The organism is Streptomyces sp. NPDC104367, assembly GCF_055583825.1.
In genome coordinates this window covers 18,016-29,942 of the sequence record NZ_JBVJND010000001.1, presented here as the reverse complement: position 1 = coordinate 29,942, position 11,927 = coordinate 18,016, and the positions used below count along the sequence as shown (strand labels likewise).

Annotated in this window: 11 protein-coding genes; 5 read left to right on the top strand and 6 right to left on the bottom strand. The window is 74.5% G+C overall.

The features are described from left to right. Positions 1 to 29: 29 nt before the first annotated feature. Positions 30 to 158, top strand: a complete 129-nt coding sequence (locus ACZ619_RS00135; RefSeq protein ID WP_469592354.1) for a hypothetical protein — start codon at positions 30 to 32, stop codon at positions 156 to 158. Positions 159 to 162: 4 nt separating this feature from the next. On the opposite strand, the gene ACZ619_RS00130 is transcribed toward ACZ619_RS00135, so the two are convergent. The 3 genes from ACZ619_RS00130 to ACZ619_RS00120 all read right to left on the bottom strand — a co-directional run bounded on the left by ACZ619_RS00130 (position 163) and on the right by ACZ619_RS00120 (position 2,939). Then, the gene (locus ACZ619_RS00130) at positions 163 to 1,539 is read right to left on the bottom strand and encodes a sensor histidine kinase (RefSeq protein WP_469592352.1); all 1,377 of its coding nucleotides are present in this window, start codon (positions 1,537 to 1,539) and stop codon (positions 163 to 165) included. Next, positions 1,536 to 2,198, bottom strand: a complete 663-nt coding sequence (locus tag ACZ619_RS00125) for a response regulator transcription factor (RefSeq protein WP_469592350.1) — start codon at positions 2,196 to 2,198, stop codon at positions 1,536 to 1,538. The genes ACZ619_RS00130 and ACZ619_RS00125 overlap by 4 nt, the downstream gene beginning before the upstream one ends. Before the next feature lie 72 nt (positions 2,199 to 2,270). Beyond that, positions 2,271 to 2,939 (bottom strand): DedA family protein, encoded by a 669-nt coding sequence (locus tag ACZ619_RS00120; protein WP_469592349.1) that lies wholly within the window; start codon positions 2,937 to 2,939, stop codon positions 2,271 to 2,273. A 296-nt stretch (positions 2,940 to 3,235) separates the two neighbouring features. Between ACZ619_RS00120 and ACZ619_RS00115 the strand changes: the two genes are divergently transcribed. After that, positions 3,236 to 4,027: a COG4705 family protein gene (locus tag ACZ619_RS00115; RefSeq protein ID WP_469592347.1), complete on the top strand. Its 792-nt coding sequence runs from the start codon at positions 3,236 to 3,238 to the stop codon at positions 4,025 to 4,027. Between the two features lie 93 nt (positions 4,028 to 4,120). Here the strand turns inward: ACZ619_RS00115 and ACZ619_RS00110 are convergent, their stop codons facing one another. The 3 genes from ACZ619_RS00110 to ACZ619_RS00100 all read right to left on the bottom strand — a co-directional run bounded on the left by ACZ619_RS00110 (position 4,121) and on the right by ACZ619_RS00100 (position 7,508). Then, positions 4,121 to 4,756, bottom strand: a complete 636-nt coding sequence (locus ACZ619_RS00110) for a phosphatase PAP2 family protein (protein WP_469592345.1) — start codon at positions 4,754 to 4,756, stop codon at positions 4,121 to 4,123. A gap of 132 nt (positions 4,757 to 4,888) precedes the next feature. Then, positions 4,889 to 5,647: a polysaccharide deacetylase family protein gene (locus ACZ619_RS00105; protein ID WP_469593237.1), complete on the bottom strand. Its 759-nt coding sequence runs from the start codon at positions 5,645 to 5,647 to the stop codon at positions 4,889 to 4,891. Between the two features lie 484 nt (positions 5,648 to 6,131). Further along, positions 6,132 to 7,508 carry a glycosyltransferase gene (locus tag ACZ619_RS00100; protein ID WP_469592343.1) on the bottom strand — a complete coding sequence of 459 codons (1,377 nt, stop codon included), beginning with the start codon at positions 7,506 to 7,508 and terminating at the stop codon, positions 6,132 to 6,134. A 177-nt stretch (positions 7,509 to 7,685) separates the two neighbouring features. Here ACZ619_RS00100 and ACZ619_RS00095 point away from each other — a divergent pair, with 177 nt between their 5' ends. From ACZ619_RS00095 to ACZ619_RS00085, 3 genes are all read left to right on the top strand, one after another. Next, positions 7,686 to 8,108, top strand: a complete 423-nt coding sequence (locus ACZ619_RS00095) for a BlaI/MecI/CopY family transcriptional regulator (protein WP_469592341.1) — start codon at positions 7,686 to 7,688, stop codon at positions 8,106 to 8,108. After that, positions 8,068 to 9,120 (top strand): M56 family metallopeptidase, encoded by a 1,053-nt coding sequence (locus tag ACZ619_RS00090; protein WP_469592340.1) that lies wholly within the window; start codon positions 8,068 to 8,070, stop codon positions 9,118 to 9,120. Before ACZ619_RS00095 ends, ACZ619_RS00090 begins: the two co-directional genes overlap by 41 nt. A gap of 296 nt (positions 9,121 to 9,416) precedes the next feature. Next, a complete protein-coding gene (locus ACZ619_RS00085) occupies positions 9,417 to 11,924 on the top strand; it encodes a Pls/PosA family non-ribosomal peptide synthetase (RefSeq protein ID WP_469592338.1) in 2,508 nt (835 codons plus the stop codon). Positions 11,925 to 11,927: the final 3 nt, after the last annotated feature.

The following is an 11,927-nucleotide window of genomic DNA, read 5'->3' as shown; positions in this document are numbered from 1 at the left end:
TTCTACGACCTCACGAGGAGCCCTCCACCTTGCCGACCGCCAAGGGCGGCCTGGACCTCGGCACCATCGGCTCCTCCGCCGTCCTGCCGGCCGTCCTGGCCGGCCTCATGAGCCGGGCACAGCTGCGCGAGCGCCGGACCGCCGCCGGGCGGGCGTGACCGCTCACCCCGCGGGCAGGTCCGCCAGGAAGCGGGCGCCCGGGGTGTGGCCGGGGTCGTGCGCGACCTCGCCGCCGACGGCGCGGGCCAGGCGTCGCGCGAGCGGCAGGCCGAGGCCCGCGCCGTCGTGGCCGTCGTCCGCGTCGGCGCGGCGGCCGGGCTGGAACAGGTCGCCGGTGAACGTCTCGGGCACGCCGGGCCCGTCGTCGGTGACGTCGATCCGCACCCCGCCGGGCAGCCGCCGTGCCGACACGGTCACCGTGGAGCGGGCGTAGCGGACCGCGTTGGCCAGCAACGGGCTGACGATGCGTTCGAGGAGCGCGGGCGCGACACCGACCTCCAGCGCCGGGTCCGTGACGTCGACGACCGCGCCGACCCGGCCCTCGGGTCCGAGCCCGCCGACCAGCCGGTCCAGGACGGGCGCCACCCGGGCGGTGCCGGGGGCCTCGCCCGCACTCCACGTCCTGCCGCGGGCGTCGTCCAGCAGGGTGTCGCAGATGCCGCGCATCGACCGGGCCGCCTCGGCGATCACCTCGTGGGTGGCCCGGGTCTCGTCGGCGGAGCGCGGCCGGGCCCGCCACCAGTCGAGTTCGATGACGATCCGGGTGAGCGGGGTCCGCAGCTCGTGGGAGAGCTCACCGGTCAGCTGCCGCTCGTGCCGCAGCACGGTCCGGATCCGGTCCAGCAGCGCGTCCAACGAGGTGCCGAGACGGGCGAGTTCGGCCGGCTGGTGGTCGGCGCCGAAGCGTTCGTCGGAGCCGACGGCGCTCCACTCGGTGGCCTGGTCGGTCATGACGCGCACCGGACGCAGCGCCCGCCCGACGGCCAGCCGGGTCAGCGCGTAGGTGCACGCGAGCATCACGGCGTCCAGGACCAGCGACCCGAGCAGCACGGTGGCCGCCGAGTTGCGGTAGGGGGCGAGGTCCAGGGCCGTGACGACGGTGGCGGCGGCGCGGTGTCCGGCCACGGCGTGGGCGCACAGCCGGACCGCGTGCGGATTCCCCGGCCCCACCGTCGTACAGGCCTCGCCGGCCCGTGCCGCGAGCCGGGCGGCGGCCCGGGTCAGGGCGGAGCCGCCGACGGCCGACGGGGGCTTCTCCAGCAGGTGCCCGCCGGTGTAGATCCAGACGTTCGCGTCCAGGAGCCGGTCGTTGACGGTCTCCAGGACCCGCGCCCGGGCACCGCTGGTGTCGACGGTGGTGGCGACGGCGACCGCGCGGCTGCGCAGCTCGTCGTCCGCCTGGCGCTCCAGATGCCTCTCCGTCACGGTGTCGAACGCCACGGTCAGCACGGTCATCAGCAGGGCCGCGGTGGTCAGCGCCACCAGCGAGAGCCGGCCGCGCAGGGTACGGGGGGCCAGGAGCCGGAGGAGGCCGGTCATGACAGCCGGTGGCCGATCCCGCGCGCCGTCCCGAGGCTCAGCCCGCTGCCCGTCTCGCGCAGCTTGCGGCGCAGCCGGGTCAGGTACTGGTCGAGCGTGTTGTCGCTGACCTGGGCACCGTCCGGCCACGCGGCCCGGACCAGGTCGCGGCGGCTCACGAGGGCCCCGCCGGCGGCCACCAGGGTGGCCAGCAGCCGGAACTCCGTCGGGGACAGCTCGACCCGGGCCCCGCCGGCGCTCGCGCTGTGCCGGGTCGCGTCCAGCACCAGGTCCCCGGCGGTGGACACGGCCGCCGGGGCGGCCCGTTTGAGCGTGGCCCGCAGCCGGGCGACGAGTTCGGCGAGGTGGAACGGTTTGGGCAGGTAGTCGTCGGCCCCGGCGGAGAACCCGGACAGCCGGTCGGTGAGATGGTGCCGTGCCGTCAGGAAGATGATCGGGGCGGTGAATCCGTTGGCCCGCATCGCCTGGCACACGTCCCTGCCGTCGGCGTCGGGCAGCCCGACGTCCAGCACGACCGCGCCGATGCCCCGGGCGGTCAGCCGCAGGGCGGTGGCGCCGTCGGCGGCGGGCACGGGCTCGAAGCCCTCGTCGGCCAGGCCGCGGCGCAGCACGTCACGCAGCGCGTGATCGTCCTCGACGACCAGGATCTTGGCACGCATGGTCCTCCGTCGGTTCTTCGGCCGCGGGGGCCGCACCTGAGTGAGACGAACGGGCCCCGCTCGGGGCCCGGCTCACCCCTCGCCGCCCTCCGGCCGGGCGGCGCGCCGGCCCCGGTACACCTCGGCCAGCAGCGGCAGCAGCGAGACGACGACGATCAGCGCCACCAGCGGCAGCAGGTAGCGGTCGACGTTCGGGATCGACGAGCCCAGTCCGTACCCGGCGAGGGTGAGACCGACGCTCCAGGCGAGCCCGCCGGCGACCTGCCACAGGGTGAAGGTCCGCACCGGCACCTCCAGGGCGCCCGCCATCGGGTTCAGCACGGTGCGCACCACCGGGACGAAGCGGGCCAGGACGATGGCCTTCGCGTACCCGTACCGCTCCAGCAGTTCCTCGGCCCGCTTCATGCCCTCGTGCAGGCGCGGTGAACGGGAGCGGGCCAGCAGCTTCGTCCCGGCCTTCCGGCCGATCAGGTAACCGCACTGCGCTCCGGCGAGCGCTCCCGCCGCGGCGGCCACGAGCAGCGGCGCCAGGGACAGGTGCACACCGCTTGCGGCCGTGCCCGTGCAGAGCAGTCCGGCGGTGAAGAGCAGGGAGTCGCCGGGCAGGAAGAAGCCGACCAGCAGTCCCGTCTCCACGAACATCACCACTGCGACGCCCAGCACACCGAAGGCGGCGAGCAGCGAATGGGCGTCGAGTACGTTCACGGCCAGCTGGGAGGCGGCGGGGATCGGTGTCGTCATGGACGGGGAACCTCTCGCAATGACTACAGGCGTGTAGACGTCATCTGGAACTCTAGACGATCGCGGGGCGCCGTCCGTTCCCGCGACCCGGCGGCCCCGACGACGGAATTCTGGACCGCGGGCCGCGAAAATCCCCTGCCTATCACCGGCCCGACCCCTCTGACCAGGGGATTCGTGGGGGCGGTCAGGTTGTGTTCAGGTTGACCGCCCGCCGGTGAAAGTCATGCACCAGAGCACCCAAAGCAATGGCAAAGGCATCTGTGGCGCCGGGAGCGGGCCGTGTCATCGTGCGGTCCATGACCACAGAGCACCTCCTCGACGACCGTCCCCGCACCGCACCGCGCACCCTGGCGAACAAGGTGCCGGAGGTGACCGCGTACTTCTGGATCGTCAAGGTGCTCACCACCGGGATGGGCGAGACCGCGTCGGACCTGCTGGCCCATGTGTTCGGACCGGTGCCGGCCGTCGGGCTCGGCGCACTCGCCCTGGCGGCCTCGCTCGCCCTCCAGCTCGCCGTCCGCCGCTACGTGGCCTGGATCTACTGGACCGCCGTCGTCATGGTCAGCGTGTTCGGCACGATGGCGGCCGACGTCCTGCACGTCGGCCTGGGCGTGCCCTACGCGCTGTCCACACCGCTCTTCCTCGTCGCCCTGGCCGCGGTCTTCTCCCTCTGGTACGCCGTCGAGCGGACGCTGTCCATCCACGGCGTCCGCACCCGCCGCCGCGAGGTCTTCTACTGGGCGGCCGTCCTCGCGACCTTCGCGCTCGGCACCGCCGCCGGCGACCTGACCGCCACCGCCGGCCTCGGCTACCTCGGCTCGGCGGTCCTGTTCGGCGCCGCGATCTGCGTCCCCGCCGTCGCCCACCGGGGCGGCGCCCTGGGCGCCGTGCCCGCGTTCTGGACGGCCTACGTCATCACCCGCCCGCTCGGCGCCTCGCTCGCCGACTGGATGGCGGTGGGCCACACCCGGGGCGGACTCGGCCTCGGCCTCGCGCCGGTCACGCTCGGCTGGACGGCAGCCATCGTCTGCTGCGTCGGATACCTCGCCGTCTCCCGCCGGGACGCGTCCGGCACGGTCTCGGGGTGACGGCGCGGGGCGGCGGCGACGGCTGGCGTCGGGGGTGATGCCGGGGGGCGATGCCGAGGATCGGCGGCGCCGGTGACGGTCGCCGGGGGTGCCTCAGGCCGCCGCCGTCGGGGGTGGGGTCCCCAGCAGCCGGGCCCCGAGCGGCCGGGCGCCGAGCCGGTCGGCGAGGGGGCGCGACCGGGGTCGTAGCGCGGACATCGCGACCGCCGCCACCAGGGCGCCGACCGCGACCCCGGCCAGGACGTCGTGCGGGTAGTGCGCCCCGACCCACACCCGGGAGGCGGCCATCGCCAGCGCCGCGAGGCAGGCGAGCGCGCCCAGCCGGCGCGAGACGAAGACGAGGGCGACGGCGGCCGCGGCCGCGATCGCCGCGTGGTTGCTGGGGAAGGACCAGTCGCCGGGCGCGGGGCATGTCTCCAGCGTCCTCAGGTGGAGGCTCTGGCAGGGCCGGTCCTCGCGGACCAGCAGCTTCAGGCCCATGTCGGCGGCGTAGGCCGCGACCACCACCGCCGGTACGGCGAGCGCCCTGAGCGCGTCCGCGGCACCGGTGCGGCGGGCCTGCCACCAGCCGGCCAGCATCAGGGCGGCGAACAGGGCGAGTCCGAAGGTGGACCAGAGCGACACGGTGTCGTCGAGCCAGTCGGGTGCGTGCTGGGCGAGGCGGACCACGTCGCTGTACGTGGCGCCGTCGATCGGTGCTCCGTCGAAGCCCGGGGGTGGTGTCGGCATGCGGTGGTGCCCTTCCGTCGGAGGCGGGGGAACGAAGGTGAACGGACGAAGGCCGTCGACTACACCGCAGTAGACGGTCTACGTAACTGTAGACGCCAGGGCGGGGGATCGCGTTCCCGGCCGTCCTGTGTCTCACCCGGGCCGTCCGGTGTCTCGTCCGGGCCGTCCGCTGTCCCGGGCGGGCCATCCGTGGTGGCGCAGGGGGCCGACGTGGTGGCCCCGCTCCTCGCAGGTGTCGAGGATGCGGGGCAGCGCGCCCAGTGCCGAGCGCCAGGCGCCGGGGGCGGAGGTGCAGTCGGAGTCGTGGAGCAGGATCGTGCCGCCGCCGTCCAGGTCGGCGGTGACCGTGCGGTGGACGGACTCCGGCGTGGCCCGGGCCCGCCAGTCCTCTCCCCAGCTGGTCCACAGCACCGGGGTGAGGCCGAGGCGGCGGGCGGCCACCTGGGCGGCACCCGACATGAGACCGTACGGCGGCCGGAAGAGCACGGGCCGCTGCCCGGTGAGCGCGCCGACGCGGTCGCGGGCCCGGGCGAGGTCGTCGTAGGTGGCGCGCGGGCCGCGCAGCGGGAGCGGGCGGTGCAGCCAGCCGTGGACGCCGATCTCGTGACCGGCCGCCGCGATCTCCCGCACCAGACCGGGGGAGCGGTGCGCCTCGCTGCCGAGGAGGAAGAAGGTGGCCCGGACCCCGCGCCCGGCCAGCAGCCGCAGGAAGCGCGGGGTGGACAGCGGGTCGGGGCCGTCGTCGAACGTCAACGCGACGTGGTCCGGCCGGCCCCGGCCCGACAGCCGGGGCATCACGCGCTTGCGCAGCGGGCCGAAGGTGGACACGGCGGGCCCGGCCTGCACGGCGACCGCGACACCGGCCGCCGCCAGTGCCACGGGGCGGATCAGACGACTGGGGTTCGGGTTCACGGGCGCCGGACCTCCGGCTCGGTGGCGGTGGCGGTGGCGGTGGCGGTGCTGGTGCCGGTGCCGGCGCCGTTGGTGGTGGTCGGGGCAGCGGCGGTGCTGAACGTGACGTCGACCGCGGCGCGGGCCGGGCGGGGTGCGCAGGGTGTGCGGGTCGTGCAGGGCGTGCGGGCCGAGCGGGTTGTGCAGGGCGTACAGGGCGTGCGGGCCGAGCGGGTCGTGCGGGTCGTGCGGGTCGTGCGGGTCGTGCAGGTCGTGCAGGGTGTGCGGGCCAAGCCGGGTGTGCTGGGTGTACCGGGCGTGCGGGCCGAGCCGGGCGTGCGGGCCGGGCGGGCCGGGCGGGTCGTGCAGGGTATGCGGGCCAAGCCGGGTATGTGGGCCGGGCGGGGTGTGCGGGGCGTGCAGCACGTGCGGGCCGAGCCGGGCATGCGGGCCTGGCAGGGCGTACCGGGTGTGTGGGGTGTGGTCATGAGCGGTGGGCTCCCGGGGTGTGGTGGAGTGCCAGGTCGGTCAGGCCGTGGTCGATGGCGTGGACCAGGGCCGTGCCGTCGGCCGTCGTCGCGATGCCCGTGCCGACCGCGCAGGCCCATACGGCGGAGGCGGCCACCGCGGTGGCGGCCAGCCGGCGCCGCACGGAGGGGTGGCGCCGCTCCGCGCGGTGGTCGCGCGCGGGGGCGCCGGACCGGTGGACCCGGGCTATCTCCGCCGCCGGGCCGGCGCCGGGGCCGGGCGCGAAGAGGGCGAGCCCCGTGGCCCGTTGGCGCTGTCCCAGGGCGCCGTCGATCAGGTCGCACAGCGTCCGCTCCAGGCCGGCCGGGTCACGGATCCACGCCGCGGCGCCGGCCTCCGCGAGGGCCGCCGCGTTGGTCTGCCCGTGCCCCGGTATGCAGCGGTAGCTGGCCACGGGCAGACCCGAGGCGAACGCCTCCAGCGAGGTGAGCCCGCCGGCGTTCTGGACCAGGACGTCGGCCGCGTGCATCAGGCCGGGCATGTCCTCGACCCACCCGAAGGCGTGCTCGACCCCGTCCGCGCGCAACCGCTCGGCCAGCGCCGCGTTCCGGCCGCACACCACGACCGGCACCGCCGCGCCGCAGTCGCGCAGCTCCAGGGCCACCTCGCGGACCGGCCCGACACCCCAGGACCCGGCGACCAGCAGGGCCAGCGGTGCCCGCCCGGGCAGCCCGAACCGTGCCCGCGCCGCGGCGCGCCGCCGCTCGTCGCAGGGACGGAACCGGGGATCGGTCACCGGCCCGCAGATCCGCACGTCCCCGGCCCCGGCCGCCCGCGCCTGGGCGGCGGGCACGGCGTGGGCGGCGAGGTGCACGTCGACGCCGTCCGCGACCCACAGCGGATGCACCGAGAAGTCCGTCAGATAGGTCAGTACGGGCGCGGCCAGCCGTCCCCGCAGCCGCAGGTTCCCCAGCACCCGGCTGGCGCCCGGGTAGGTGGAGACGACCGCGCCCGTGTCCGGGGCCAGGGCCCGCAGCACCCGCTCCTCGGCCGTGCGCAGCAGCGCCCGCGCCGCCGGCCCGCCGCCGCCCGCGCGCTCGGTGCTGGAGTAGATCCGCTGGTAGGCCCAGGGCGCCCGGACCAGCATCCGGTGGTAGCCCTCCTGGACCGCCCGGCCCAGCCCGGCGGGCAGCAGGTCCAGCAGGTCGAACCTGTCCACGGCGAAGCCGTCCGCCCCGAGGCGGCGGGCGAGTTCGGCGGCGGCGCCGTCGTGACCGGCTCCGACGCTCGCGGACACGACGGCGACCCGCCCCGCGCCGGGCCCGGCGGGACGCGGCCGCGGCACGGCGCCCACGAGCGGGGGACTGGGCGCCGTGCTTCCGGCGTAGGGCATGGGTTTCCTCCGCGCATGACAGAGCGACGGAACTCTACGAGATGTAGTAGTTCGCGGTTCGAAGCCCGGAGCATACCTCCTACAAGTCGTAGGAGTACGGCCGGTAGGCTGTCCGTGACAGCGGCCAGGACCGGAACGGCGGCCAGGACCGGAACGGTGACAAGGGAAAGGCGGACGGTGGCGGACCGAGACGACGAGGAAGCCGGCGGGGCATCCGGCAGGCGGGCGCGCGGTGAACTGGAGGGCGACGTGCTCGCCGCGCTCTGGGCCGCCGACGGGCCGCTGACCGCGCGCGAGGTCCGCGAACGGCTGCCCGGCGACCTGGCCTACACCACCGTCCTGACCATCCTGTCCCGGCTGCACGACAAGGGCATGCTCGTCCGGCACCGCGAGGGCCGCGGCTACGCCTACGAGCCGACCCGGGACGAGGCGTCCCACACCGCCCGGCGCATGCACTCCCTGCTGGCCGGCGGGTCCGACCGCGAGGCGGTGCTGGCCCGGTTCGTCTCGGAGCTGTCCAGCCAGGACGAGCATGTGCTGCACCAGCTGCTGTCCGGGCATGACGCACCCGACGGCGAGCGCTCCCGCGGGGACCGGTGACCCGGTGCTGATCAGCGTCTACGTCCCGCTCCTGGTGACCGCCGCGCTCGCCGCCTCGGCGCCCGGCGTGGCACACCGGCTGCCCCCGCGCCCGGCCGCCTGGGCCCTGGCCTGCGCCGCCCTGGTGACGGCGGTCGGCTGGACGGGGTCGCTCGCGCTGCTGGCCTTCACCGGCGTGGCGCAGATCCCCGAGGTGGCGGAGGCCGGCCGCTGGTCGGTGACCGCGCTGCGCGCCGAGGACCCGGTGTACCTCGTCGTCGCGGCCGCCGGCGCGCTGCTGCTGGCCGCGGGTCTCCTCTCGGCGGGCGTGGCCGCCCTACGGCAGTTCCGGCAGCTGGCCCGGGCGCGGGCGGAGTGCGCCCGGCTGGCCGGGGACCTGGAGCTGGCCGTGGTCGACGACGACGTCCCGGTGGCCTTCGCGCTGCCCGGCGCGCCGGGCCGGATCGTGGTCTCCCGGGGCATGCTGCGCTGCCTCGGCGACGATGAGCGCGAGGCGCTGCTCGCCCACGAGCGGGCCCATCTGCGCTGCCGCCACCACCTCTTCCAGGGGCTGTGGCGGCTCACGGCCGCGCTGAACCCGATGCTGCGGCCCCTGGCCCGCACCGGCGGTTTCGTCCTCGAACGGTGGGCCGACGAGGAGGCCGCGCGGCGGGTCGGCGACCGCCGGGTCGTCGCGCACGCCGTCGGGCGTGCCGCCCTGGCGTCCGCCGGTGCCGTCCGCCCCGGCGCGCTGGCCGTGACCGGAGGTGCCGTACCGCAGCGGGTGCGGGCCCTGCTCGCCCCGCCGCCCGCCCGCCGGAGCCTGCCCTTCGTGCTGGGCGGGCTGCTCCTCGCCGTGTGCTGCGCCAGCCTGGCCAACGCCGCCTCCGACAGCGACCGGATGCTGGACACCGCCCAGCGGGCCCGGTGCGTGGCCCGGACCGGAACCCCGGACGCGCCGGCGCCGGACGGTGACGGCCACCGGCCCGGCTTCGGCCCCGGCCTCTGCTGCCACGGCCGCGGCCGGCCGTGACGGGACCGCCGGGGGAGGGGGCTCCGGGCCTTCACCGGCCCGCTCCGCCTCCCCTCGGTCAGCCCCTCGGCCGGTCCCTCAGCCGACCCTTCGGCCGCCCCCTCCTCCGGTAGAGGGGCCGCCGTACGGGTGATGCGCGCGCTCCCCGTCCCGCCGTGAAACCGGGGAAATAACGAGGAAAGGATCATTTCGGGCCCATAGATAAATCACAGATAAAAGTGGCAGTCGGTCAGCCTCCTGGACAAACTGAATCCGCCGGTTCGTGATCAGAAACCTCCACGTTTCCAGGAGATCGCATGGTGGAGCAGTCCTCCCAGGTCGAGCGGCAGCTCGCCCAGGCACTGGCCGACCTCCTCGACGTCGAGCACGTCCCGTCCGACAGCCACTTCTTCACCGACCTCGGCGCCAACTCCCTGGTCATGGCCCAGTTCTGCGCACGAATACGCAAGCGGGCCGACCTGCCGTCCCCGTCCATCAGGGACATCTACCGCCACCCCACCGTCAGGGAACTGGCGACGGCGCTCGGCGAGGCCGCCCCCGCACCGGCCGGTCCCGCGGACACCCCGCCGGCGGCCCCCGCGCCACGCGTCGACCGGCGCGCCCATCTGCTCTGCGGGACCGCCCAGTTGCTGGTCTTCCTCGGCTACTCGCTGGTCTCCGGTTTCGTCACCGCGCTCGGCTACCAGTGGATCGCCACCGGTACCGGCCTGGCCGACATCTATCTGCGCTCGCTGCTGTTCGGAGGCATCGCCTTCACAGCGCTCTGCGCGCTCCCGGTCGCCGCCAAATGGGTCCTCGTCGGCCGCTGGCGACCCGGTGAGTTCCCCCTCTGGGGCCCCACGTACCTGCGCTTCTGGCTCGTCAAGGTGCTGCTGCACGCCAACCCGATGGTCTTCCTCACCGGGACCCCGCTGTACGTGCTGTACCTGCGGGCCCTCGGCGCCCGGATCGGCAAGGGCGTGACGATCCTGTCCCACTCCGTGCCGGTCTGCACCGACCTGCTGACGATCGGCGCGGGCACGGTGATCCGCAAGGACTCGTTCCTCCTCGGCTACCGGGCCCACGCGGGACACATCCAGACCGGCCGGATCACCCTCGGCGAGAACGTCTTCGTCGGCGAGAAGACCGTCCTGGACATCGACACCGCCATGGGCGACGGCGCCCAGCTCGGCCACTCCTCCGCCCTGCACCGCGGGCAGGCCGTCCCGGACGGCGAGCACTGGCACGGCTCCCCGGCGGAGCCCACGACGACCGACTACATCAGGGTGGCCCCGGCCCGCTGCGGCACCGCCCGCAGGGTCTGGTTCGGCCTCGGCACCCTGACGCAGCTGTTCCTCCTCTACATACCGCTGCTCGTCGGCGGAATGTACATGCTGTTCACCGAGGTCCCGGTGATCGGCAAGCGACTGGACCCGGCGACGGCCGCACTGTCCCGCTCGGAGCTCGTCCCGGACGCCCTGGTGCTCTCCCTCGTGCTGTTCCTCGGCTTCGTCGTCCTGGGACCGCTGGTGCTGTGCACGCTTCCGCGCCTGGTGGGCCTGGTCGTCAGACCCGACACGGTCTATCCGCTCTACGGATTCCACTACGCGCTGCACCGGGCCACGGCCCGCATGACGAACATCAAGTTCTTCGCCTGGCTCCTCGGCGACAGTTCCTACATCGTCCACTATCTGCGCGGACTCGGATACGACCTGTCACGGGTCGAGCAGACCGGATCGAACTTCGGCACCGAAGTCCAGCACGAGACACCGCTGCTGGTGTCCGTCGGCAGCGGCACGATGGTGGCCGACGGTCTGTCCGTCGTCAACGCCGAGTTCTCCGGCACGTCCTTCCGGGTGTCCCGGGTGGCGATCGGCCCGCACAACTTCCTGGGCAACAACATCGCCTACCCGGTGGGCGGCAGGACCGGTGAGAACTGCCTGCTGGCGACGAAGGTGATGATCCCCCTCGACGGCGAGGTCCGCGAAGGGGTGGGCCTCCTCGGCTCACCGTGCTTCGAGATCCCCCGCACGGTGGACCGCGACGTACGCTTCGACCACCTCAGGACGGGCGAGACGTTCCAGCGCCGGCTCGCCGCGAAGAACCGCTACAACCTCCGCTCCATGGTGGTCATGCTGTTCGTGCGGTGGCTGCACACCTTCGCGCTCACCCTGTTCGGTCTCGCCTCCGTGGACCTGTACGGCGTGGTCGGACACGTGGTGATCGCCGGATACCTGGCGCTCACGCTCCTCTTCTCCACCCTGTACTTCGTCCTGGTGGAGCGCTGCCTCACCTCGTTCCGCGCGCTGCGCCCGCGGCTGTGCTCCATCTACGACCCGTACTTCTGGTGGCACGAACGAGTGTGGAAGGTACCGGACCACTACCTCAACGTCTTCAACGGAACCCCGTACAAGAGCCTGGTCTGGCGGCTGCTGGGCGTGCGCATCGGCAGCCGGGTGTTCGACGACGGCTGCTACATGACCGAGCGGACCCTCACCACCATCGGCGACGAGTGCACGCTCAACGCCGGCAGCAAGATCCAGTGCCACTCGCAGGAGGACGGCACCTTCAAGTCCGACGGCACCACCCTGGGCGCCGGCTGCACCCTGGGCGTCGCCGCCCATGTGCACTACGGCGTCACCCTCGGCGAGGGCTCGGTGCTCGCCCCCGACTCCTTCCTGATGAAGGGCGAGGAGGTCCCCCGCGGCGCGCGGTGGGGCGGCAACCCCGCGGTGGACATGCCGGAGCACATCGGCAACGACCGGGCCGCCGCCGCGGACCGGGCCACGTCAACAGCCAACGCCGCCACGGCGACCGTGAGTTGAGGA